Origin of the sequence: Pedobacter sp. R-06 (assembly GCF_049913135.1) — a bacterium.
Classification (GTDB): Bacteria; Bacteroidota; Bacteroidia; order Sphingobacteriales; family Sphingobacteriaceae; genus Pedobacter.
This window is the reverse complement of record NZ_CP183977.1, coordinates 4,993,615-5,019,459: the sequence shown is the minus strand read 5'-3', so window position 1 is coordinate 5,019,459 and position 25,845 is coordinate 4,993,615. Positions and strand designations below refer to the sequence as shown.

Below are 25,845 nucleotides of genomic sequence, written 5' to 3'. Positions count from 1 at the left end.
ATGATGTTCAGATCATCTTATTTCTTAACTGGTTTTTTGCCAAATTGCCTAGGGTAATACGAAAAAGTAGCCATAAAATATTGCTGTAGTACATTCTGCGTACCTATAGTAAAACTGTTGGCACCACCATAATTAATAATGTTCGTATTCTGATGAAGTAGATCCATAGCTGAGAATTTAAACTCAGCATTATTTCCTTTCAGAAAGCGATAAACCGCGCTGGCATTCCAGATGGCAAAATTAATACTTGCAGCACTGTTCGATTTGCTGGAGTTAAAACTGATGTTACTGCTCAGTGTGAATTTTTTCGTAATGTTATAAATAGTACTTACTGTGCTGGCTAAATTTAACCCGCTATATTTCGTATCGAAAGCTTCCTGTTCAGATCGATAGGTATTAAATCCCTGTCCCAGCTCCGTGGCAAATTTATCTTTATAGGTATAGTTTAAACTGAGTTTCGCATTGGTATTTAAGATATTCGAAAAACTGAATACATTGTTTAGGTAACCGGCATTCTTGGCTATATTGAACCCGCCGTTCAGGCTGAGCTGCAGCTCGGAGGTTTTTAGTTTAAATGTTTTTCTTAAGTAACCGCTTCCATTTAAATACTTATTACCAGTAGCATTGGTTAAATAAATGGTTCGCTTGTTCTGGCTATCGATGAAAATACTGTCTATAATGCCATCCTCAATTATGCCTGCAGAAGCATTTAAACTGTAGTCTAGCGTATTTTTGCTCTTTTGATCCGAATGGTTGAGGTTAAAATTAACAGACCGGTCCTTAGCTTCTCTTAGTTTAATATTGCCCATCTGTAAGTTATATACGTTTGTACTATCGGTTAATGGCGCCAGTTGCTGTAAAGAAGGGATGATGATATTGGTATGGTAAGTTAGGGTCATCGATCTGTAGAAATCGCCATACTGGTAATTGCTATAATTGATATTAATTTCGGGAACAAAACTGTTGTAGGCCCGGTTAATGTTCTGTTGTGTCTTATCCGAGCGGTTATCCTGGAAAATAAACCGTTGTTTAGCTGAAAGATCAAACCGTAAGTTCTTGTCAAATCTGTTGGATAAACTTTCGCGGAAAGATTTGCTTAAGGTTATGCCTGGGGTTTCATCAACTACATTTGTTTTGGCATTATTGCTTAAATAGGTGTTTGTCGCATAAGCATTTCCCTTCAAATCTTCTACCCGGTTATGATCGGTATTGTTGTTCAGTTCTAAATTATTACTTAAAGATAAGTCGAAGCCCGCAAGATTTTTATAACCGAACAGGAGCGATTTTAAATTGGGCAATTCTAATAACAAAGACTGGTTGAAAGATTGTTGTTGTGTGTCATATCGTCTGTCATAATCTGTGTTGGACGCTGGGTTTATAAACGACCTGAACGCGGTTAAATTCGAGCTTTGGTTATCATTATCATTTATCGATATGCGGTAATTTGCATTAAGGCCGTTAAAACGGTGTTCTCTTCTGGTGACATAGTTAGGCGATAAACCATAACGGATGGCCAGATTAAATCCCTTATTGTTAAAACTGCTTTGCGCTTTGCTATTGTTGGTACTGGTAAGCACATTTTGGCCATTAAAAGCACTTCTCTGCGTATTGTTATTCGAGGTGCCATTGTTTAACGACATGGATTGGTTAATATTAAACCGGTTGTTGTTATTCGCAAATTCGAGACTCGAATCGAAGGTTTGATTAGTGGAAACTGAATTTCCCGTTGTGGTATTTGTATCGAATATTTTATCTGTAGCATTAATAGAGGTTGTTGTTTGTGCATCAAACACATTCTCGTTGTTTCTGTTCTGGATAAAATAGTTGGCATTTAAGGTGCTTTTTTTATTGTATTCAGGCTTTTCGATAAAATTATACGTAAAAGTTACACCACCGATATTCGGCTGGTTAATGCCCGATTGCCTGAAATCGGGCTGGTACTCTACATTGGTATTTAGCCCCTTAAAAGTACTGTTGGCTGTTAATGTTCTAATGTTATTGGCCGTTTTATTGATGTTGTTGCTTGCGCCTATAATTCCCAGTTGCATTTTGGGCGAAAACATGTTCAGACTCGCATCTGTTTCGTATTTTTTGGTCGTCCCATACCCGGCACCGATTTTGCCAAAATAACCAATATCTTTTCCTTTTTTAAGTTTTAAATTTACGGTTAAAGTACTATCAAGCGGGTTTTTTTCATTTCTTTCCCGATAAACCTGTACTTTATCTAAAGCATTTTTAGCAATGTTTTGAGTAGCCATTTTAAAATCACCGCCAAAAAACTGTTTTCCGTTCACCAGTAAACTTTTTACCTCTCGGCCATTAACAGTAATCTGTCCATCGCCCCACAAAGTTACATTGGGTATTTTGCGCAACAGATCCTCTACAACGGCATTGCTATCCAATTTAAAAGCAGCAGCATTAAACTCTAAGGTATCGCCATTCATGGTAATGGGTGCAACCCTAATCTCCACATCCTGTAAATTGTTGTCTTTTATAGCAATAATCAATGTTTTTAAATCCAATGCACTTTTCTCGTCTATAATGGTGAAACTTTTACGGAGCAATTGATAGCCAACGTGGCTTATTTCTACATACATTTTAGCATTAAGAGGTAGGTTTTTGAAACTAAACTCACCATAGTTATTACTCAGCTGATAACTGATTAAGGTGCTATCGCTTTTAAATAATGATACGGTGGCCGATTTTAAATTATAGTTATGCGTGGTATCTCTAATCACACCTTTTACTGCCCCAATTTGAGTGGGGTTAGCTTGCTGGGCTTTTGAATTGTAAAAACTGAATAACATTAAAAATACGATGAGGTAGCGTAAGGTATAGCGCATTTAGATGGAGAAATTAATTTTGTTTAGGTTTAAGTTTAATGATAATGGGATTGCTCTTTTTATTTTGCGTTTTAAAGTAAGCTTCTAAATTGGGCGGGTATTTTGTTGTTTTACCCTCGCTTTGTTCTTTAAAGGTAAACATGGCTAAAGACGAATAATTGGTGTAGAAATAACCGTTTTCAAAAAGATGGAAACCACGGTTCATAAAGTCATAAAAATCGCCATTTGCATCTGTTACCGGCAAAAAAGAAGATAGCGAATCGGGTTCCAGATCCTGAATAGAGGTTAGGTCACTGGTTTTTAGGTTGTAAATAAGCGCCTTTTTCGTGCTTCGGTCCCAGCCATAGTTGTGCATTTTGAGAAATAGGTTATTGCCCACCAGGAAGGTATTGCTTAAACAGTAGAAAACTTTGGGATTGTTCTGAAAATACTCGCCCCTCTTTTTTACATAAACCGGATTGGTGGCAAAATCGTTAGGCAGCGAATAAACCGCAGGAAATATGAGGTGGTAAGCAAGCGAAAGTTTGGTGGGCCTGGCTTTATAAATATCATAGGAATAAAAGTTTAAATACAGCACCTCATTAGGTGAAGATTGATAGAAGCGAGATCCAGAACTCCAAAACTCGTCGTTTTCATATCTTTTTATGCTATAAGGGAAATAACCTACCGAGTCTTTGTTATTGATTATGCCCAGTTCATAATAGGTACTGTCTTTGCCCTTTCTTTCCAAAAAATCCGGCCTGAACACAGCACCTTGATCTTTAAATTTTATATCCCGGGTTTTGTGGAGATTGATGTAATTTTTCTGCATGATCTTTTTAACCAGCTTACCCTTTAAATCAAAATAAAAAATACGTGAACCCGAAAAAACAGCGATATAATTGGTGTTGTTTTCCTGCTCTGCGATAAAACCATAAAACTCGACTTTATTTTTGTCGTCCTTTTCAACTGGTACATTGCTGGCATTGATCTTTGCTTTATACTTGCCGTCTTTTCCGAAAATTAGAATCGCTTTGGTATCGTAATCAAAAATAACATAGTTATCCTCAATAATTTTTAGATCATTTATATTTCCAAAAAGACTTTCTTTTGTGGTTTCGAGCGGGATAAATTCTACTTCACTAAAAATTTGAGAAACGGCTGCACCACGCGCAGCTTGGGGGTCGATACGGAGCGTGACCATTTCAGAACTATCTATTTTGCCCGTTTGCGCTCTTGTGGCAGTACAGAAAAATAAATACCCTAAAATAAAAAATAGCATTTTCATTTGTGTTTGTTAGAGGTTAATATTAATGTAATTGTATCCAATCGGGCCGTAGTTACACCATCTGGTAATCACATGGTTTAATTCTGGCTGATCAAACAATTATTTCTGGGAAATTAATTAATTAAATTGTTAGTTGATCATTCAGTTTAATTCTTTTAACAAACTTTAACAACGTTATAATGTTATATTGAGGTTGTCTAAATCGATTAATTAACTCCAAAGGCCATAGCCCAACGAATTAAGCAATTAACTCACACTTATCCCCCTGCATCAACTCCAAGCTTCCTGCTAAGGAGATTAATGGTTTAATTGGTTAATCGATACAAAGCGCTAACCCTAAACGTAAAGACTTCGTAATGATCTCAGAAAAAGCTGTCTTTATTACTATATTTGTTCCATGACCAAAGAAAATATTCAAGATTTAAGGGACAGGGTAACGTCGCTGAGGAGGTATCTTTGACGTTGATGAGCTACTTTACGCCATCCGCGAAGAAGAAAAATTAACAATGGCTCCCGATTTCTGGGACGACCCTAAAAAAGCAGAAAAAATTCTTGCCGAAATCAGTTCAAAGAAAAAATGGACGGATGGCTTTAACCAAACCAATAATGCGGTTGAAGATGCTGCAGTAATGTTTGAGTTTTTTCAATCGGGCGATGCTTCAGAAGCTGAGCTGCAAGACCAGTTTGAGATCAGTAAAGCTGCAGTAGAAGAACTGGAACTTAAAAATATGCTACGTAGCAAAGAAGACCAACTTTCTGCCGTTTTACAGATTACTGCCGGAGCTGGTGGAACAGAAAGCTGCGATTGGGCTTATATGCTCATGCGCATGTACATGATGTGGGGTGAAAAGAACGGTTATAAGATTACCGAACAAGACAGCCAGGAAGGGGAGGTTGCTGGCATAAAATCGGTAACGCTTCAGTTTGATGGCGATTTCTCATATGGTTATTTGAAAGGCGAAAATGGTGTGCATCGTTTGGTTCGGATTTCTCCATTTGATTCGAACGCCCGTAGGCATACATCTTTCGCTTCTGTTTATGTTTATCCCTTGGTTGACGATACCATACAGATTGATATTAACCCTGCTGATATAGAATTCGAAACATTTAGGGCTGGTGGAGCAGGCGGACAAAATGTAAACAAAGTTGAAACAGCTGTACGTTTATACCACAAACCTTCAGGCATTATTATTAAAAACCAGGAGTCGCGATCGCAGTTGCAGAATAAAGAGAATGCTATCCGTTTATTAAAATCTCAATTATACGAAATTGAGGAACGGAAACGTAACGAAGCAATTGCTGCGGTAGAGGGATCGAAAAAGAAAATAGAATGGGGCTCGCAGATCAGAAGTTACGTGCTGGATGATAGAAGGGTAAAAGATCACCGGACCAATTATCAAACCTCTAATCCTGATGCGGTTTTAAATGGCGATATTAACGGGTTTTTAAAAGCATATTTAATGGAATTTTAATCTAAAACAAATGGCAAAATCATCCATCCTTATCATGTTATTGTTTATGGTAGTTAACTATTCGAATGCCCAAGAAGTTGTACCGTTATATTCAGGTGAAATTCCAGGTGCTAAAACTACACCTGCTGATTATGTAGAAAATACAGAAGTACGCGCAAATGGTACCTTGAGTGTTACCAAAGTATCGGTACCCACGTTTACGGTTTTCGAAGCACCTAAAAATATCGCTACAGGAACTGCAGTAATCATTTGCCCGGGCGGAGGTTACGGTGCTTTGGCATTTAGCCATGAAGGAACTGATGTAGCCAAAAGATTTAATGCGATAGGGGTTACCGCTTTTGTATTGAAGTACCGGTTACCGAGCGATCAGATTATGGTTGATAAAACTTATGGCCCATTGCAGGATGCACAGCAGGCCATTTACCTGATTAGGAAAAATGCAAAAAAATATGGAATTAAAGCCAACAAGATTGGTATTATGGGCTTTTCTGCCGGGGGGCATTTTGCATCAACTTTGGTTGCTCATTATAACGATCTTAAAATTGCCGATGCTGAAAAGGTAGATTTAAGACCAAATTTCGCTGCATTGATTTATCCTGTAATCAGTTTTGAAGAATCTGTGCATACCGGTACCATGAAAAATTTATTGGGCCCAAATCCTGCTGATAGTTTAAAACATTATTTCTCGGCCAATAAAAATGTAACCAGGAAAACACCCCCAACTTTTTTTGTTCATGCTAAAGATGATAAAACTGTTCCTTTTGAAAATAGTGTTTTAATGAATGAGGCATTAAAGCAGAAGAAGGTAGATACCGATATTTATCTGTACGAGAAAGGTGGTCACGGGTTTGGCTTAATCAACAGAACTTCGGATGTAGATTGGTTTAACTTGTTGGCTGATTGGATGAAAAAAGAGAAATTTTAATACCTTTGCTGATATTTTAACCTCTTAACCGGAAATTTTAATGCAAAGAACAATTAAATATGTTATGGTCGCTTTTGTTGCTATCATATCGATAGCAAGTTGTAAAAAAGAAATTAATTGGAATGCCAAGCCCGATCCTAATGGAAATGGTTGTAAACTGACGAGTTTAAAGGCCGACCTCGGTGTACTGGGTGGGTTTGCAATCAGCTATAAGTATGATGCTTCTGGTAAATTAATCAGTGCAACCAGTGATGGGGAAACTATGGTTTATAGCTATTCTGCAACAAAAATTATTGGTACACTCGAAAGTGGTGAAAAAACAGAACTGACCGTGTCAAACGGGAGGGCAATATCCAGTTATATGTCTGATTTTTTTCCTGGTGTTAGTGCAACGAGGGCCTATACTTATAATACTGATGGTTATTTAACTATAATTAAAAGCTATTTAGGAAATAACCTGAATTCTACTGCCGAGCTTAACTATACGGGCGGTAATTTAACTCAAACCAAAATAACATATGCCAATGATGGAAGTGTGGAAACAACCACTTATGAGTATTCGGGCGAAGTTGCGGTAAATGCTTATGAGATGACTGACCCACTTTCGACTATTGTAGATTATTTGCCAGGTAATTATTTCGGAAAAACATCAAAAAACGTGCTTAAAAAATCAGTTACAAGTTCGAATAACATGGCTACTGTGGATACACAAGAATATACTTATGCTTTTGATAGTAAGGGCAATGCAACTTCAATTGTTATCAAAAACCAAACTAAAATGGGTGGGAGTGCAACAGACGAATCTTCCACATCTTTAAGTTTAACTTATAACTGCAAATAGATCTTAAACCATTTATTTTATTAAAGCCTGACCATAACTCTTGTGGTCAGGCTTTTGTTTTTGTGGGATTTTTAGCCGTCAACAAAATTAAACAGTTAAACGTTCAGAAACAGAAAATAACCCATATTAAGAAAAATTGATGTAAAAACGCTCATTTTACCACTCTTTTTTTACGATTTAGCCCCTCATTTTTTGATAAGCCTACGTATATCTTTGCTTACAAGCATGTCAATTTTAAAATTGAAATTATGTTTGTAGCCTAACCAAATCTTATGAAAAAAATACCAACTAACCTTGTCTCCCATATGGTGGTCGCTGAAACTTTTTGTGTTTGTTAATTATTGATTTACAGCTGATTCATCATGTCTTAATGCCTTACAATTAACCAAATATTTACCTAATTCAAAAAAAATGAGAAATGAAAAAATGAAATGGTGTATGTTATTTACATGCATGTTTGTATCACTTTTATCTTGTAAAAAAGATAAAGAAGAAGTTAAACAAGAAAACGGACAAGTTAAAGCCTGGGAAACATTAATAGATGGTAATTCTCTTGCCAACTATACTAATTTTGAGGCACAGTGGAATTATAATTATCCCTGGGGTACCGATCATAATGGTTCTGCCCGCATGGTTGGGAGTACCTCAAACCATAACCAGCTTTCGCTAAGCGGAGGTGTACTCACCATTAAAGCCACCCGTCTGGCATCATCGCCAGGAAACAGTACGGCTAACGGTTTTACCAATATTGCTATTTGGTACAATTCAGGTGCTTGTTATGCCAAACAACAGGTTATAATCAATGATCAGTTTCCCAGTTATACCATTTCAGGCGATTTTGCTGTACCTACCAGTAAAGGAACCTGGCCCGCTTTTTGGATTACCGGCGTTAATTCATGGCCACCTGAAAGTGATATCATGGAGTTTAAAGGCAATAACACCAATTGGCAGAATACTTATGATGGTGGTTGGGAAAATAAACTTACAGCCGTTTCTAATGCGGGCTCATACCATAATTATAAATGCTGGTACAATAAAGTAAGCGCAACAGATGTAGATTGCCATTATTATATTGATAACGTTTGGGTAGCCAAGCATACCATGAGTAATTCTGTTAATAAACCCATGTGGCTAATTATCAATATGCAAATGGAGGGTGATAGCGGCTCCCCAGGCCCTTCTGGCAATACTTTGTACACAGGTAAAAATGTTTATATGGGTAGAGAAAGAGCTTTTTAATTTATAAAAAAAACAAACATTCACTTTCGGAGGTAGCTTTATAGTTGCCTCCTTTTATAGCATAAAATAAATATGAAAAAATGCCTATGCATGTTTGCCTGTATACTGCTCTGCATTTTATTTGCGCAGTGTAAAAAAGATGAAATGGCGGTGCCAGAGAATGATGTTAATTTGCTAATGGCTAAAATTAATCTGTTAAGGCAGAGTGGATGTAATTGTGGCATAGCATACATGCCTCCGGTGGCTAACCTGTCTTTAAATATACAGTTGCAAAATGCGGCAATAATCCACGCTAAGGATATGGCACAGCAAAACTATTTTGATCATTTATCTCCTAAAGGGGGTACTCCTGCAGAGCGTGCATTAAATGCAGGTTATACAGGTGATTTTAAGGCAGAAAATTTAGCTAAGGGATATAGCCAGGCAGATCAGGTAATTGCTGCATGGAAAAATAGTGTGAGCCATTGTAAAGCCATGATGGATGCCAATAGCAAAGAAGCGGGTGTAGGCATGGCCCAAAATTACTGGGTGGTAACCTTTGGTGCCCCGTTATAATTCTTTTATCGTTTTGTCGATTACATCCAATAGCCCATCGTTATAAGCATCATCTGTTAATTCCCAGAACATGATGCCATTTAATTTTTGATCGATAACATATTTGGTTTTTAATGAAATTGATTTAGGATCATCAAAAGTGGCAAGATATTTTGTTTGTGGATTATAATAATATGGAGCTTTGGCTTTCTCGTCCCAATAATAAGTATAGCCATTTTCTGCCGTGAACTGCTTTTTAAAATTCTTAAAAGAAACACCGCTTAAAAATTTGGTAGGCTGGTATAATCCCTGGTTTGCATCAATAGTGTTTTCAAAAATGCGGGCGTAAAATGCTGCTCCTAATGCAATTTTTTGTGCGGGTACGCCTAAACCGATTAAAGCTTTTACAGCGTAATCGCCTGATAAAGATTGTTGAGTGGTAGCGTACAACGGGGTATGGTGGCCGCTTTGCGTTGCATATCCGCTTACCAGATCGTAGCTCATAACATTAACCCGGTTTACCAAAGGCATTACTTTATCCCATTCAAAACAAGAATCGATACAGTTTTTTGTACCGCCTGCTGCAAAACTTATTTCGGCCTTTTTGCCCAGTTTTTTACGCAGTTCTTTAATCAATAAGGTGAAGTTATGTTTATCATCTACAGTATATCGATGGCCAGGAAAGCCAACTACTGCCGGGTATTCCCAATCAATGTCTATACCATCGGCATGGAAAAAATCGAGTATTTCTTTAGTGGTTTTTGCAAATGTTTTTCTTCCGTCAGCTCTGCTGAAAACTTCAGAACAATCTTTGCAGGCACTCCAGCCTCCCATGGCAATCATCACTTTTAAATCGGGATTACGTTTCTTTAAATCGATCATCTTTGTAATCAGCGCAGAATCTTTAGCCGAGTTAATGTTTAAGCTATCGCCCTTTAAGTGCCCAAAACTGTAGATCAGGTGGCTCAGTTTTTCGATCGGAAAGCTATCTATTACTGAATTTTGTCCGGTGTAATAGGCAATAACGTTTGGTTTAACTGTTTTTTGAGCTTTTAATTGAATGCTGAAAAGCAATGTAAAAACAATAACCGCAATAATATGGAATGGAATAGGATGGAGACTAAGTTTTCTTTGTTGCACGGGCTAAAATTTATAAGTTATTTTTCGGCAATAATATCCTGAAGTTCGTTCAATTCGGCAACCTTATCGGTAGCCCCTGCATTTTCGTAGGCCGAAATCAGGTTTCTGATTACCCGGCGGATAATATCGGTGTTACTACAAGGCCTATAATATTCTGGTAGAGCCTCTAAATTAAGCTGACGCAGAAACTGATCAACATCGTGCTTGCCGAAGATATTACCACGGTTAAAAGCATTGATGTAAAAAAGTACGCCATATTCGCTTCCTTCCTGTTTGCTATCGTCTATATAACCCAAAATAAAGTGCTGTGGCAAATTGATGCCGTAAACAGGCAGATCTAATTTCTGTGCCAGGGTAGAATAGATAATGGCCAGCGAAATCTGATTACCCTTTTTACTTTCCAGAACCTGGTTTAAATAAGAATTTTGAGGGTCGTGATGATTTTTGGTATTGCCACCAAAACCATATTGCTGATATAAAACGTGATTGATCAGTTTCACTTTTTCAACTGAGCTCATTTCATACTGAAGGCCCAACCAGATATCTCTTTTAATTTCTTCCATCTGGTTAATTACCTTTTGCTCGTCTAAATCCGGATATTGGTACCGGTTTATAATTAATGCACCCTGTAATAAATCAAAAGCACCGCTTAAATACCATAAGCTTAAATCTTCTTTAACCGTTTTAAATTGGATCTGATGAACAATATTTTCAATTCGCTCCTGTAACAAACCATCAAAAGACTGTTCCCAGGCATTTTCTAAAAAATGTACTACTTCGCCGCCATATTCAAGCAGTTTCTTCTCTACATGATGGAAAACTTCCTCATCAGGGTCATCCAACAATTTTACTAAAGCACTTATCTCTGCGTTATTTTCCATAAAACATACCTACGTTTGCAGTGTTTAATTACTTTTGCAATATTATGCTATTTCAATTTATTACAGATTACCTTAAACACCGTTTAACAGCAAAAAGCCGACATGGAACGCACTCACCATTCGTGTACAAGCTCGCTGATGAGGTAATTTACGATTTTACCGACAAATCTGAATACAAAAATATAGAAGAACAACGAAAAAAACTTTTTAATGACGATTCGATAATCACTGTTACAGACCTTGGGGCGGGTTCTCACCTCAATAAGAGCCGTACAAAAAAGGTAAGTCAGATTGCGAAGAATGCCTTGAAAAGTCCACGCTTGGCCAAACTGATTTATCGGCTGGCAAAAAATACAAATCCTAAAAGCGCTATAGAATTAGGCACTTGCCTTGGCATTACAACGGCTTATCTGGCTAAAACAAGTCCTGATACAGAAGTAATTACCATTGAAGGTTGTCCGCAAACGGCAGAGGTGGCGAAGAAAAATTTCGAGGATCTAAATTTAGAGAATATCGAGCTTCATGTGGGCAATTTTGATCTGATCTTACCCGATATTATTGCCAAACAGCCGAGTTTAGATTTCGTTTACATTGATGGCAACCACCGTAAAGATGCTACCCTGAATTATTTTAAATGGTGTTTGCTTAAAATTAATGAAGATTCGTTACTGATTTTTGACGATATTTATTGGAGCGAAGGCATGAAAGAAGCCTGGACAGAAATTAAAAATCATCCTGATGTTACCGTAACTGTAGATCTCTTCTGGATAGGGTTGGTTTACTTTAAAAAAGGGCAGGCCAAAGAACACTTTAAACTTAAATTTTAAGAGAATGGGAATCGAACCGAAATTAGAAGGCATCCAGAAACGGTCAGCACTGTTTATTTTGTTGATTAGTCTTTTTTCAGGGATTGCTTTTTATTTGGTTTCGCTTTTTTTTGAAATGAGTGTACTTACACACATCATGTTCGGTTGGGATATATTTTGTCTAATGCTGATCACCCTCCATTGGTACATGTTTTTTCATACTTCTGCGGCCGAAACGCATCTTAAAGCCAAAATGCAGGATGAAACCCGTGGCGAAATTTTTGTCATTGTGGTGGTATCTACCTTTGCTGGTTTACTTGCCGTAATTTTACTGTTAATTAATAAAGATATCAAACCACTCGATCTGGTGGTGGCTATTACAGGCATGTTTTTATCGTGGTTTTTAGTGCACACAACCTTTAGCTTGCGTTATGCACACCTGTATTATGGCGACGATAAGAAGAAACATATTGATAAAAAAGGAGTTGGACTGGAATTTCCTGGTGATGATGAACCCGATTTCATCGATTTTGCCTATTTTTCTTTCGTATTGGGCATGACTTTCCAGGTTTCGGATGTAGAAATTTCGAGCAGGAAGATCAGACGCCTTTCCCTATTACATAGTTTAATTGCCTTTATTTTTAATACCGTAATTGTAGCTTTAACCATTAATGCATTGGCTGGGTTAAGCAAATAACGAATCGTCATCTCGACCGAAGCATCGCGAAGTGGAGAGATCTATCATATTACATTTTTTGTTCAAGAACCACAATCTCTTCGTTTTCAAATAAAAAACGTGAATGTTAGGATTGGGAAATGAGCTGTCCAGTTCTTTTGGCTGCCCTTCGACTCCGCTCAGGGTGACCTCCAAAAAGTATCCCGCTTCTATCCCTTAGGTTTAGATACCAAGGATCGATGCCTTTTGGCACCATGCCAGGAGCAGTCCTTTCATCATAAACCTGACAGCAGCGGTAGCCCCGAATTTTTCATGAGGGCTATAGCGAATGGCAGGGCTTCACTCGCCAAGAACCACAAACCGTTCGTTTTCAAATAAAAAACGTGAATTTTAGGATTGGGAAATGAACGGTCTGGTTCTTTTGGCTGCCCTTCGACTCCGCTCAGGGTGACCTCCAAAAAGTATCCCGCTTCTATCCCTTAGGTTTAGATACCAGGGATAGATGCTTTTTGGCTCCATGCCAGGAGCAAACCTTTCATTATAAACCAGACAGCAGCGGTAGCCACGAATTTTTCATGAGGGCTATAGCGAATGGCAGGGCTTCACCCGCCAAGAACCATAGTATGCACGTTTTCAAACAAACTAATACTCTCTTAATACGTCTGTAAATCAGTGTATTATATTTTTGAACTGATTTTTCAGTAATGTAACTTGTTTTTTAGTTGTAAAACTGAAAAATAAGTTATAGATTTGGGCATGGAAGAATTAACCAAAGCAGAAGAGCGCATTATGCAGGTTTTATGGAAGCTGCAAAAGGCATTTGTGAAAGATATTATCGATGAACTGGAAGAAGAACCTAAACCACCTTACAATACCATTTCCTCAATTGTTAGGCTTTTAGAGAAGAAAGGCTATGTTAATTATAAGGCCTATGGAAAAACCTACGAGTACTTTCCGGCGATTACAAAAGATGAATATGCCAAAACTACCTTTTCGAAGTTGTTTTCAGGTTATTTTGATAATTCTCCCACCAGCCTTTTATCGTTTATGGTAAAAGAAGAAAAACTAAGTGAAAAGGATATAGAAGAAATTAAAAAGATCATTAACCAAAATCCAAAGTCATGATTTTAATTTACTTATTAAAGGTGTCGGCCTGTACCGCGATCTTCTTTGCAGCCTATCAGTTCTTACTGGCTAAACTCACGTTTTTTAACCTGAACCGTGCTTATTTATTAATGATGCTGGTGTTGAGTTTTAGCATTCCGGCAGTTACCATCGAAAACCGTCAGGAAGTAATGGTTACCAGTCAGGAGATTCCGTCAAAAATAGCTTATAGCAACGATGGTTTTGTTGAGCAGGATTTTGTAGATGATGGCGGCAGCGCCAACACTAATCTGAATTGGGATCGACTGCTCATATATGGTTACTGCTTAGTTTTAGCGGCCCTTGTTTTTAGAATGCTTTTTATGATAGCGCGCATTCAGATTCAATTGCGTAAAAATGTCATAGATAGGAGCGGGGCCGTTATCTTGGTCGATGCAAAATCAACCATAAAAAACTGTTCTTTTTTTAACCAGATTATTGTCGACTCTTCCTTGCAACCCGATGAAAAGAATCTGGTAATTAAACACGAATCGGTTCATGTGAAGCAGCTTCATGCTGTCGATAAACTTTTAGTCAATTTCGTTACTGCAATCCTTTGGTTTAACCCCATTATTTATTTCTGGCGGAATGCCATCGATCATAACCACGAATTTCTGGCTGATCGGGAGACTTCGAAAGTGGCAGATAAGAAGATTTATGCTTCTTTACTTTTAAATCTGGCTATGCCAGCTAAAAATTTAGCCATTAATAGTTTTAGTAAACTTCCACTAAAAAATAGAATCATGATGTTGTATAAAGAACCAAATGCTAAGTTGCAAAAGCTTGCCTATTTAGCCATTGTTCCGGTTTTAATGATTTGCTGTATGGCATTTGTAAACCGCAAAGAAATTATTGTTGAGAAAACATTAGCAGGGAATCAGACTTCAGCAGATGCGCCGACAAAGCCAAATGTTTATGCGATGAACTATTTAAACAGCAATATTAAGGTTAATCCAAATGTTGCTTTTAATGAAGTGGAGCCTACATTGGTTATTGATGCCGGACATGGCGGAAAAGATGGTGCAATAGCTGCCCTGGATGGACAAAAGGAAAAAGACCTAAACCTAAGGGCGGTAAAAATATTAAAGGAGGAAGCGGCAAAAAGAGGGATTAAAGTAATATTAACGAGAAATTCTGACCAGTTTATTTCACTTCGCGATCGTTTACCGAAACAGGAGGCTACGGCTTTTATTTCCATCCACCATAATGCAACACTTGCAAATGCGGCCGTACCTTTCGGCGGCATCGAAATTTATGTTTCGAAACTGAACAGCAATATTAAAACTGCTGAAGATCTGGGTGCGGGTATTTTAAGCAAGTTGAAGCAACTAAATGGACTTGAAGTAAGAGATTCGTTGAAAAACGCAAACCTCTTATTGCTCCGGGAATCTAAAGTGCCTGCAGTTTTAATTGAGCTTGGAAATATATCAGACAGTAAGACCCTTGATTACATCAATCAGGAGAAAAATATCCGAAGGATCAGTAATTTGATTTTAGATGGATTTGTGACTTTTTCTAAACGTGGGTGCTAGTTAAATAACAGTTATGGAATGGTTAACCTATTTGCTTAAAGTTACCGCCTGTACGGTGTTATTCTTTGGCTTCTACCTGCTGGTTTTAAGAAAATTGACTTTCTTTAAAATCAACCGATTTTATTTGCTGGCTACGCTATTGCTTAGTTTTATTATTCCGGCTTTGCAGTTCGAAGTTAAGCGCGAAATAACAGTAGTGGAAACTGAGGCTCCGGTTAATATACCTGAAATAAAACCATTAACTCAAGCACCTGTTCAGCTTATTCAGCCCATTATGGTAGAGTATCAGCCAGAAGTAAAGCCTAAAATCGACTGGATGGTAGTGATGTATTATATTTATGGTTGTACCGCTGCACTTTTATTGCTGGCCTGCCTATGGCGCCTGTTCGGTTTACTTAAACACACTGGTAGTTACACCCAAAATAGCGATGGCTTAAAGCTAATCACCAAAACACAAGGTTTTACCAACTGTTCCTTTTTTAACTATGTTTTTATAAATGATGCGGATTTAAGTGTTACTGATTTATCGGTTTTGCTCAAACACGAACAGGTTCATGCCAGGCAATACCATTCGATAGATAAAATTATTTTAATGGTTTTTAAGGCTGTATTGTGGTTTAATCCGGTTGTTTACTTATATGATAAAGCTTTGGAGCAGACACACGAATATGAGGCAGATGAAATCACTTCTTCAGATTTTGGGAATCAGGCTTACGCCAATCTGCTGTTAAAAATAGCCATAACCAAAAGCGATATGCCCTTGATCCACAATTTTGTTAAAAGCCCCATTAAAGACCGCATTAAAATGTTGTTCTACGCAAAATCTAATAATATGAAAAAATTGATATACCTATTGGCGTTACCAGTTATCGTGGGATTGTTTTGGCTATTTGCCATACAGGTAGTGTATGCGCAAAGTATCAAAGATGAAAGTAAACCCTCGAAAGATTTTTACGAAGGAGGCCTGAAGGGGAAAGTCCTTAACATTAAAAAAGAAACTATCGGTTTTTATACATTCGATTTATTATCAGATGGAAAAATTTATCAGGTTGAAGCCTCCAATTTTAGAGAAAAGATTAAAGTTGGCGATGAACTTATTGCTTATCTATCAGGTAAAGGCTTTAATATGAAGAAGACGGATAAAAGTGGTAAAATTATCGCAGAGGCGGATGGGCCAATTTATAATGCAACAAAGGTTACCACTTTAACCGGAAATTTAATTTACGAGCAGAAAATAGAAAATCATGCCTTTTTATACGAAGCCAATAAAGCACGGTTTGCTTCCTCTAAAATTAAATCTATTCAAAAAGGCACCGATGGTAAGATTGAAAAGATTGTTTTGAATGATGGAATTTTTACCATCAATTTAAATCTTACTGCTCAAAATATAAAGGATAACAACTTTAAAGTTGGTGATCGGGTATTGGTTAAGTTTATCGGCGAAAAATTGATCTCAAAGAACACCTATGCTACAGATAAAATGATTGTGCTGTATTCTGAACCCAAGAAATATATAATCAAAAATGAAGTGCTTTATAACCGGTTTTATCTTAGCGATGGCAAACAAAAGGTTGCTGCAATGAAAACTGGTACAACAAAAGTTACCGTACCAGTTGAGCCTAAAATCATTTCATTCAAAAAAATAATTGGTGATGTGAAGCATAAAGTTTCTTACCTGGAAAATGCGGTTATCGATATTGTGAACTGTAGGCTGGAAGCTGAATATGTTGAATTGGATCGAGCCAATAATAAAATGGTGGCAAAAAATGCTGTAATGAAAGCCAACCAAGGTGGATCTGCAACTGCTAAAATTATTGTTTTTAATTTGAAAGACGGAAGCTATAGGGCTGAAAATGGAGAGGGTAAGCTTGGATTGAATATACATGATGCTGCGCGTGAGAAGGATTTTTTAGCAAAGTTGAATGACAAAGTAGAATATGTTGCTAACGATTCTGTTAAAATGAGTAAAGATAGATCTATCATATCTCTATTTGGAAATGCAAGGTTGTTCTATAATGAGATAAAGTTGTCAGGATCTAAAATTGTTTACAATAAAAAAGATAATACAGTGCTTGTTAACGATGCCACCATGACCTCGGGCGATACTAAAGTGAGAGCCGATAGCTTATCTTTTGATATAAAAACAAAAAAAGCCAAATTATACGGTACTGATTTAAACCGTTAGATGTTCCGGTCTATTTTATTTTTTATAGCTATTTTTTCTGGCTTCTCTTCCCGGGCACAGTTTAATCTTTCGGGTAAGGTAACCGATCAGGAACATCAAGTTATATCTTTTGTTACCATTAAAATCTCTGATTCTAAAAATCAGGTCAATTACTCCCAAACTGATAGTTTCGGCTTTTATCATTTCAGCAATTTGCGGTCTGGAACATATGCAATCACTTATGCTTCGCTCAATTTCAAAACCGAGAACAGGTTACTGACCTTAAACAGAGACACCCTAATTAATATTCAACTCCAGGAAGGCCCAAAAAGGCTTACCGATGTCCAGATCAGTGCCAGAAAAGCTTTAATAGAAAAACAGATCGACCGGACGGTTTTTAATGTAGAGAACAGCATTTCTGCTATAGGAACCGATGCACTGGAATTGCTTTCTAAAGTGCCTGGTGTGCGAGTGATGAATGATAAGGTTTCATTAGTGGGTAAGGGTAGCGTTAATGTGATGATCAATAATAAGCTTGTGCCTTTATCAGCAGATGAACTGTCGGACTATTTGAAATCGATCTCATCAGGCAACATCGCCAAAATTGAGGTGATTCCCAATCCGCCTGCAAAATACGATGCCCAGGGAAATAACGGCTTGATCAATATTGTGCTCAAGAAAGTTACTGCCGAAGGATTTAAAGGATCTATAAATACAGCTTTTACACAAGCTACTCATGCAACAACATCTGCCGGTGGAAATTTGAGTTATCGGAAAAACAAGATTACACTTTCCGCAAACTTTAATATCAGAAAAGGATCTCTTGTGCCGTTTGAACAAAGTGATGTTTTTTATCCTACACAAACCTGGAATATTGTAAATAAAGACCGGAATTTTAGAACGGTACTCGGCGGACAGATCGGAATTGATTATCAGGCCTCCTCAAAAACAGTATTGGGTTTATCATATAACGGTGGCTTAACCAACTTCCATTCTGAAGAAAATATTAAAACCAGGGTTTATAACCGAACCAATGGTTTAGACTCGATAATGAATTCTGATGCCAATGCCAAAATCAGATCTCATTATCATTCGGCCAATGTTTATTTAAAACAAGCTTTAGATTCTACAGGGAAACAACTGACCATTAACGGCGATTGGTTTAAATATAGTGATGATAAAAACAGGTTTTTTAACAATACGAGCTATTTTCAAAATGGAGAGATTATTCCGAATTCCTTTGCCGAATACCTATCTGCCAGTAAACAAAATATAGATTTATATACCTTAAAGACTGATGTAGACCTGCCCTATAAAACCTTTAAGCTATCCTTCGGTACAAAACTGAGCTTTATCAACAACCAAAGTGATCTTGCTTTTTATAAAGTCCGTAATGCGGTTTACGAATTAGACCCTGGCCAAACCAATCTTTTCAATTACCAGGAAAATACCCAGGCTTTGTATGTTAATTTCAGCAAGACGATAAAACAGTGGGATTTTCAGGCAGGGTTGAGGGGAGAATATACGCAGATTGATGGCGTATCGGTTAATGAACAGAATAAAAATGATTATTTCCGTCTTTTCCCTACATTTTACATTGTTTATCGCGCAAACGATAAGAGCACTTTTTCGATTAACTATGGCCGTCGGATCAACCGGCCTGCTTATCGAAAACTAAATCCCTTCCGTTGGTACAGCAACCAATTTGCTTATACCGAAGGGAACCCTTTTTTACAGCCATCATATAACGATAACATTGAACTGTCACATACCTTAAATAATATCTTCATTACTACATTATCATTTAGTTATATCACCAATGGTTTTAATGATGTAAATTTTATTGATGCAGGCACCAATATTCAGGTCGCCAAACCGGTTAACTTTATTACAGGATATCATTATCAGTTCAGCAATGCCATTACTTTTAATATTTTGAAATGGTTGGAAAGTATCAATCAGGTCGATGTTTTTTATAATAGATCAAATTCCAGCATCGCGCAAACCCTAAGTGCCCTGAATGGATTTGGGGCTTATTTCTCTACCTTAAACCAGTTTGTTTTTAACCGCTCGAAAACCATTTTAGGCGAAGCCAGTTTCTGGTATCAATTCCCTGCGGTTAATGGACTGAATCAGAATAAAAACCAATATAACCTCGATCTGGGGATAAAAACGTTATTGCTCAACAAAAAGATACAATTGGCCGTTACCGCTACCGATGTTTTAAAAACAAATCGATACCGTTTTAACAGTTTGGTCAATAATATCAGGCAGGAATACAACAACTATTACGATAGCCGTCAGCTAAGGGTTACTTTCCGTTATAACTTCGGTAATGAAAAAATTAAACAGCAAGATAGGAAGCCGGGAAATGAGGAGGAGCGGAAGAGGAGTAATTAAGGATTGGAAGATCCTTCGACTACGCTACCATTGACGTCTTTCCGTAATAGACTAATTTTCAATCAATTGTAGATTAAGTTCGTTTGCTTTCTTTTGAAGGAAAATGATCTGTTGTTCTTTTAATTTTTCTTGATATCTCTTTACTCCCTGTTCAACATAATCCATCCCTTTATCAAATATTCTATAATAAAGTTCCGCTAATTTTCTTGCGGTAGCTTTTATAGCTATGCCGGAACCCCTTTTTGCTTTAAGTCTTCTGGCAAAGGCTCCCAGCCCTGGCTGTTTGCTTAACAGTATAGACTGGGCTGCCTGTTTAAATATTTGCCCCGCTCTGGTTACAGGTTTTTTCTTGCTTCTTTTATTCATCTTTCCTGACTGATGCTTACCTGGCGCCAGACCCAACCAGGAAACAAAGTTTTTTATTGAAGGCCACTGCTTAATATTGTTGCCAAGTTCAGCCGTAAGCCTCATTAAACTGTAATCTGTTAAACCTGGTAAGGTGGTCGGGTTTGCTCCATGAATTCCTAATAATAATTGGTGTAGTTGATCAATATTTGGCTTATTATGGCGGATTGGTTTGACCGGATGCCCGTCTTTGTAATCTTTATTGGAAGAATTATTATAATCCTGAAGGACTTTTCCTGTTTCTATATCACATTTGGAAACCTGATCAATATAAAACATATATCCATCATAGGCCTGCAGAAGTTCGAAAAGGTATTCTTCTTTGTAATTGCCTTCAAGAGCGAGCAAAATATCTTTCCCCTTGTTCTTGATTAAGGATGGGGTACAGCATGCCAAAAGTTTTTCAGGGTTCCGTTCTCCTTCAAGAATAGCCTGTATCATTGCCATTCCACTGGCACCATGGGTTTGTGAAAGCACTTCTGGCAACCTTATGTTCATCAGGGTTAGGGCTTTCTGCATATGCTGAACGTGGGAGGAGGCCATCTGTAGCTTATCTTCCCGCATCCGGGTATAAACCCTCAGTTTTCTTACAATATCTTCAGGAACAAAACTTTTGCGGAGTAACCCGTAGCTAAAGAGCTGCTGAATCCACTGACAGTCTTGGACATCGGTCTTTCTGCCCGGAAGGTTTTTGCTGTCGGCTGGGTTTACCAGCGTAACCTCAAACCCATCAGCCTCTAAAACATCATAAAGGGTAATCCAATAAACGCCCGTAGCTTCCATGGCAACATGGGTTATTGAACACTCTTTTAGATAGGCACTCAATTCCTTATAACAGGAAGTAAAAGTGCGGAAGTTCCTCACTGATTGGTTTTCGACAGAAACATAAACCTTTTCACTCCCAATATCAATGCCTGCACTATTGGGATAAATTTTGCTTAAAACATTCATATCCAGTAATATATGTTTTTTTTAGGAAGATAAGCTCAACGTATTTCAGATAAGGATATTACTACCATGCGGGATATCAAACGATTCACCAATATTGATTACTATTATACGCTAAAACAAAGCTCAGGCACAGGTTAATGCACTATTAATGCGACTGTTATGCTGCTATCCTCCTTAACTCTCTATAAAGTTAACGTCATTTATATTGATTTTTATAAAATAAATTACCCCTCAGGATGACAAAACGAGGAGGGTGGCTAAACGAACGGGGTCATAGTGCGAAGCCCTCCATCTTACACAACATCACCTAAAATGCTTCTGCTAAACTGATGTAAAAACCTGCCTGGCGTTTTTCATTTGGCAATTTTTCACCTATTCCGTAATCTAAGCGTACACTTAAACCTTTTGCGGGATCGAAAAAGTAGCGGCCACCAAGGCCAAAGTTTGGTTTTAGTCCGTCAGTATTAAACTCGCCGTTTGCAAATACTTTACCGGTACCCGCAAAAGCGACAATACCAAAGCGATTCATAAAACGGTAACGGAGTTCGGCCTGCGCAGCCATCAGGTTTTCGTCACGATAACGACCGCTGTAATAGCCGCGCATCATCTGGTCGTTACCTAATTGTTGCAATAAATAAAATGGGGTGCTTTTGCTCTGGATAGTGTAAAAAATGCCCTGTACCCCTAAAACCACTTTCGGTGCCAGGCTAAAGAAACCACGAAGGTCTAGCTTAATCTGTGAGCCATTAAAACTCTCTCCGCCAAAAAAATCAGGGGCGTATTGGTAGGTTGCCCTGCTAAAAAAGCCTTTTGTTGGATAATTATTGCTGTTTCGGGTATCGTAACTTTGCGATGCACCGATCCAGGCTACTGATCCGCCATCTTTATCCAAAATCTGTGGATTGGTGGTAAAAATACCTCCGGCTTCCTTGTCGATAAAATGGTAATTCTCAAAACCTATCGAAATACCCGTATAAGCCTTCGGTAAGGTGTTCATTTCCGCATCGAAAAGTGTTTTAAAAACCCTTTGGTCTAATTTATCCTCATCAACCTTTTTAGCATTGTTACCGATACCATAAAAATTAAATGGCTGGTTTTTGAAACGGATATCACCGATAAAATGATATTTATTTCCTTTCGTCCAGGCATCGCCTTTAAGCATAAAGTTAGCTGTCTTTTTGGTAGAATAGGTTGTATTCAAGGCAAAGTTGGAACTGCGGTTCAGCGTATCTTTACGGTCTATATAAAATGAATAAATGGCACCAACGCCAAATTCAAATCCTGTTTCCTGACTATAGCCAAAAGCTGGTAAAGGTAAAAAGCTTGCTTTACGGGTGGTGTCTTTTTCGTTAGAAAGCATTTTCCTGATCAGTTTCATCTGTGCAAACGAGCTTCCTGAAATGAGGGCGAGTAAAATAATTAGATAATATTTTTTCATTGTCACAAAGAAAAGGAAATTTAGTTATAGTTCATTCGTTCACTGGTCATTTGTTCATTGGTACTGCAAACTGCTAGCTATTGGTTAACTGATTAAATTGGTTAATTGTACCTGGCGACTGCTTAATCTCAACTCCAAACACCCAAATCGTCATTTCGACCGGAGTGCAACGCAGTGGAGAAATCTACCTGGAGATAGATCTTTCTCCCGACTTAACGTCGGGACTGCGCTTCAGTCGAGATGACGATCGCTAGGATTCGAAGCAATGCCTGCCGCCACCTAAACCGGATTGAAGGGGAAAGCCCACAGGCGAGGTACGAGCCGCGGACTTGTACCGGAAAGCCGGACTACCTTTTAATAGGGGCTAAGCAACTGCTTTTCAAATAAAAATAAATGTTATTGGCTTATCTCTATAATAGATCCTGAAACAAGTTCAGGAGGACGGCCTCTGATGGGATTTATAGAATTTAATCGACCTTAGACTGCAGACTGGACTATAGACTAAACCAACGCTATGCGCCAAACGCCATGCCCTTAACGTTAAACGCTTTTACGTTTTAACCTTTCGGCCTAAATACCTATTTTTGCGGCAAACAATACAAAACGAAATGAGCAATACAAGAGGACCAATATCTCAGTTTATGGAGCGTAATTACCTCCATTTTAATGCTGCGGCAATGATGGATGCGGCTAAAGGATACGAAACGCATTTAGATGAAGGTGGTAAAATGATGATCACACTTGCTGGTGCAATGAGTACTGCAGAATTGGGAATTTCACTTGCAGAGATGATCCGCCAGGATAAAGTGGCTATTATTTCTTGTACCGGTGCAAACCTTGAAGAAGATATCATGAACCTGGTAGCACATTCACATTATAAACGCGTACCAAACTATCGCGATTTAAGTCCGCAGGATGAATGGGATCTTTTAGAGAACCATTACAACCGTGTTACCGATACCTGTATACCTGAAGAAGAGGCTTTCCGTCGCTTGCAGAAACACATCCATAAAATATGGAAAGATGCAGACACTGCTGGGGAAAGATATTTTCCGCACGAATTTATGTACAAAATGCTTTTAAGCGGCGACTTGGAGCAATATTATGAAATAGATCCTAAAAACTCATGGATGCTTGCTGCAGCAGAAAAGAATTTGCCAATTGTAGTACCAGGATGGGAAGATTCTACAATGGGTAACATTTTCGCATCTTATGTGATGAAAAATGAACTGAAAGCAACTACAATGAAAAGTGGTATTGAATATATGGGCTGGTTAGCCGAGTGGTATATTGCAAACAGCGGTGGCAAAGGAATTGGTTTCTTTCAGATTGGTGGTGGTATAGCAGGCGATTTCCCGATCTGTGTGGTACCAATGCTTTATCAGGATATGGAAATGGAAAATATTCCTTTCTGGAGTTATTTCTGCCAGATTTCAGATTCGACCACTTCTTATGGCTCATATTCTGGTGCTGTACCGAACGAAAAAATTACCTGGGGTAAATTAGATATCCACACGCCAAAATTTATTGTAGAAAGTGATGCAACAATTGTAGCACCGTTAATGTTTGCCTGGATATTAAAACAATAATCAGAAAAAATAAATAAACCAAATTGGTTTCTAGTATGCCCATTGGAGATAACATATCAAAAATGGGCATTTTTATTGCCTGAATGGCTTGAAATGACATTTGTTTAGAATGATTATAAATTGTATTTCCAGTCACTATTATGTCATGGGATTTATTAATAAGTTATACTTTTGTTCAAGTTTTGGTGGGGCTACCCCTAGTTCAGCATCAATTTCACAACAAAAAGTAAATTAAATAAGTATAAAGTGTTCATTATGAGAGATATCTCGATGATTTTAAAAAGCGTTTGGAAGTCGTTATTCGTATTTTCAGCAATTTCCGTAATAGCGGTTTCTACCGTAAATGCGCAGGATGCTAAAGAAGGGAGAACGCTTTTCAAAGCAAAATGTTCTTCGTGCCATGCGTTAGATGCTAAATTGGTTGGTCCAGCCTTAACTGGTGTAAGTGATCGCCATTCAGAAGAATTCCTTTTAAAGTGGATTCCTAATTCTCAAGGATTGGTCGCATCTGGAAATCCAGAGGCTGTTAAATTATTCAATGACAATGGAAAAGTAGCAATGACTTCTTTCCCTGAATTGGATGAAACAAAAGTTAAAGACATCTTGCAATACATTAAAGAAGGTGAGCCAAAAGCAGCAGTTGATCCAAATGCACCTAAAGCTGGTGCTGCGGAAAGCGGTACTTCGGGTTTATCAATCGCTGGTATTGTAGCCATCGTTGTATTGGCGATTGTTATTTTAGTAATCTTAGGCCGTGCTTCTAAATTGTTAGAGCGCCTGATTTTACAGAAACAAGGTATCGAGATCGAAGAAGATGTGCCATTAAAGGTTGGTGTGCGCAAGATGTTCAAAAACAAGAAATTTGTGATGTTCTTTATCTTGTGTTTAATTATCTGTTTAGGTTCATTCGGTTGGATGGGCATGTGGAATACTGGTGTTCATACCGGTTACCAACCAGTTCAGCCAATTAAATTCTCTCACGAGTTGCATGCAGGTATCAATCAGATCGATTGTCAGTATTGCCACAATGGAGCATTTAAATCTAAAAATGCAACTATCCCATCGTTAAACGTTTGTATGAACTGCCATAAAGCTGTTCAGGCAAGAGATAAATATGATGGTGAGATTTCTCCTGAGATCAAAAAAATCTACAATGCTTTGGGGTATGATCCTGAAACACAGAAATATGATGAAAGTAAAGCTAAACCAATGGAGTGGGTACGTGTACATAACCTTCCTGATTTTGCTTACTTCAATCACTCTCAACACGTAGTTGTTGCAGAAGATGCAATCCGTAAAGCAAAAGGATTACAACCAACAGAACCTGTATGTTTCGCCTGTCACGGTCCGGTTAATACAATGGAAGAAATTTACCAATATTCTCCATTAACAATGAAATGGTGTATTAACTGCCATAAAGAAACAGATATTTCTGGTCAGAAAAATAATGCTTTTTACGCTAAGGTTATCGAAGCGCACGAAAAGATTAAAAAAGGCGAGAAAATTACACCAGCGTTATTGGGTGGTTTAGAGTGTGGTAAATGCCACTATTAATAGATAGAGTTTAGTAAGAACGTTCGAATAAACAGTAATATAGCT

At 37.9% G+C, this 25,845-nt stretch carries 19 protein-coding genes; 13 read left to right on the top strand and 6 right to left on the bottom strand.

Features of this window, described 5'->3' with window-relative positions; all coding sequences use genetic code 11:
- Positions 1–17: 17 nt before the first annotated feature.
- Complete coding sequence (locus tag ACN9MR_RS20160) at positions 18–2,843, bottom strand: outer membrane beta-barrel protein (protein ID WP_426326333.1); 2,826 nt, start codon at positions 2,841–2,843, stop codon at positions 18–20.
- Positions 2,844–2,856: 13 nt separating this feature from the next.
- Positions 2,857–4,110, bottom strand: a complete 1,254-nt coding sequence (locus ACN9MR_RS20155) for a 6-bladed beta-propeller (protein ID WP_426326332.1) — start codon at positions 4,108–4,110, stop codon at positions 2,857–2,859.
- A 397-nt stretch (positions 4,111–4,507) separates the two neighbouring features.
- On the opposite strand from ACN9MR_RS20155, the gene prfB reads away from it, so the two are divergent.
- The 5 genes from prfB to ACN9MR_RS20130 all read left to right on the top strand — a co-directional run bounded on the left by prfB (position 4,508) and on the right by ACN9MR_RS20130 (position 9,142).
- Positions 4,508–5,582, top strand: a protein-coding gene (prfB, locus tag ACN9MR_RS20150; protein WP_426326331.1) for a peptide chain release factor 2 whose coding sequence is annotated in 2 segments (ribosomal slippage) — positions 4,508–4,567 and positions 4,569–5,582 — 1,074 coding nt in all. Because the reading frame shifts where the segments join, the coding sequence is not laid out codon by codon here.
- 10 nt (positions 5,583–5,592) lie between these two features.
- A complete protein-coding gene (locus ACN9MR_RS20145; protein ID WP_426326330.1) occupies positions 5,593–6,507 on the top strand; it encodes an alpha/beta hydrolase in 915 nt (304 codons plus the stop codon).
- A gap of 40 nt (positions 6,508–6,547) precedes the next feature.
- A complete protein-coding gene (locus ACN9MR_RS20140; RefSeq protein WP_426326329.1) occupies positions 6,548–7,348 on the top strand; it encodes a hypothetical protein in 801 nt (266 codons plus the stop codon).
- 411 nt (positions 7,349–7,759) lie between these two features.
- Complete coding sequence (locus ACN9MR_RS20135; protein WP_426326328.1) at positions 7,760–8,587, top strand: glycoside hydrolase family 16 protein; 828 nt, start codon at positions 7,760–7,762, stop codon at positions 8,585–8,587.
- 72 nt (positions 8,588–8,659) lie between these two features.
- Positions 8,660–9,142: a CAP domain-containing protein gene (locus ACN9MR_RS20130; RefSeq protein WP_426326327.1), complete on the top strand. Its 483-nt coding sequence runs from the start codon at positions 8,660–8,662 to the stop codon at positions 9,140–9,142.
- Here the strand turns inward: ACN9MR_RS20130 and ACN9MR_RS20125 are convergent.
- Positions 9,137–10,261, bottom strand: coding sequence for a glycoside hydrolase family 18 protein (locus tag ACN9MR_RS20125; protein WP_426326326.1), 1,125 nt, complete (start codon positions 10,259–10,261; stop codon positions 9,137–9,139). The genes ACN9MR_RS20130 and ACN9MR_RS20125 overlap by 6 nt on opposite strands.
- Before the next feature lie 17 nt (positions 10,262–10,278).
- Complete coding sequence (locus ACN9MR_RS20120; protein WP_426326325.1) at positions 10,279–11,142, bottom strand: transglutaminase-like domain-containing protein; 864 nt, start codon at positions 11,140–11,142, stop codon at positions 10,279–10,281.
- Between the two features lie 44 nt (positions 11,143–11,186).
- Here ACN9MR_RS20120 and ACN9MR_RS20115 point away from each other — a divergent pair, with 44 nt between their 5' ends.
- The 6 genes from ACN9MR_RS20115 (at position 11,187) to ACN9MR_RS20090 (ending at position 19,863) form a co-directional block, all read left to right on the top strand.
- Positions 11,187–11,969, top strand: coding sequence for an O-methyltransferase (locus ACN9MR_RS20115; RefSeq protein WP_426326324.1), 783 nt, complete (start codon positions 11,187–11,189; stop codon positions 11,967–11,969).
- 4 nt (positions 11,970–11,973) lie between these two features.
- A complete protein-coding gene (locus ACN9MR_RS20110; protein WP_426326323.1) occupies positions 11,974–12,645 on the top strand; it encodes a DUF1345 domain-containing protein in 672 nt (223 codons plus the stop codon).
- A gap of 735 nt (positions 12,646–13,380) precedes the next feature.
- Positions 13,381–13,749, top strand: coding sequence for a BlaI/MecI/CopY family transcriptional regulator (locus ACN9MR_RS20105; RefSeq protein WP_426326322.1), 369 nt, complete (start codon positions 13,381–13,383; stop codon positions 13,747–13,749).
- Entirely contained in the window at positions 13,746–15,299 is a 1,554-nt protein-coding gene (locus ACN9MR_RS20100; RefSeq protein WP_426326321.1) for an N-acetylmuramoyl-L-alanine amidase, read from the top strand. Before ACN9MR_RS20105 ends, ACN9MR_RS20100 begins: the two co-directional genes overlap by 4 nt.
- A 13-nt stretch (positions 15,300–15,312) precedes the next feature.
- Positions 15,313–17,484, top strand: coding sequence for a M56 family metallopeptidase (locus ACN9MR_RS20095; protein WP_426326320.1), 2,172 nt, complete (start codon positions 15,313–15,315; stop codon positions 17,482–17,484).
- Positions 17,485–19,863, top strand: coding sequence for a TonB-dependent receptor domain-containing protein (locus ACN9MR_RS20090; RefSeq protein ID WP_426326319.1), 2,379 nt, complete (start codon positions 17,485–17,487; stop codon positions 19,861–19,863).
- 51 nt (positions 19,864–19,914) lie between these two features.
- Here ACN9MR_RS20090 and ACN9MR_RS20085 read toward each other — a convergent pair whose 3' ends face one another.
- Together ACN9MR_RS20085 and ACN9MR_RS20080 are read right to left on the bottom strand one after the other, a co-directional pair.
- Positions 19,915–21,219: an IS110 family transposase gene (locus ACN9MR_RS20085; RefSeq protein WP_426324980.1), complete on the bottom strand. Its 1,305-nt coding sequence runs from the start codon at positions 21,217–21,219 to the stop codon at positions 19,915–19,917.
- A 307-nt stretch (positions 21,220–21,526) separates the two neighbouring features.
- A complete protein-coding gene (locus ACN9MR_RS20080; protein ID WP_426326318.1) occupies positions 21,527–22,657 on the bottom strand; it encodes a BamA/TamA family outer membrane protein in 1,131 nt (376 codons plus the stop codon).
- Between the two features lie 608 nt (positions 22,658–23,265).
- On the opposite strand from ACN9MR_RS20080, the gene ACN9MR_RS20075 reads away from it, so the two are divergent.
- Together ACN9MR_RS20075 and ACN9MR_RS20070 are read left to right on the top strand one after the other, a co-directional pair.
- The gene (locus ACN9MR_RS20075; RefSeq protein ID WP_426326317.1) at positions 23,266–24,246 is read left to right on the top strand and encodes a deoxyhypusine synthase family protein; all 981 of its coding nucleotides are present in this window, start codon (positions 23,266–23,268) and stop codon (positions 24,244–24,246) included.
- Between the two features lie 255 nt (positions 24,247–24,501).
- A complete protein-coding gene (locus tag ACN9MR_RS20070; RefSeq protein WP_426326316.1) occupies positions 24,502–25,800 on the top strand; it encodes a c-type cytochrome in 1,299 nt (432 codons plus the stop codon).
- The last annotated feature ends 45 nt before the right edge of the window (positions 25,801–25,845 follow it).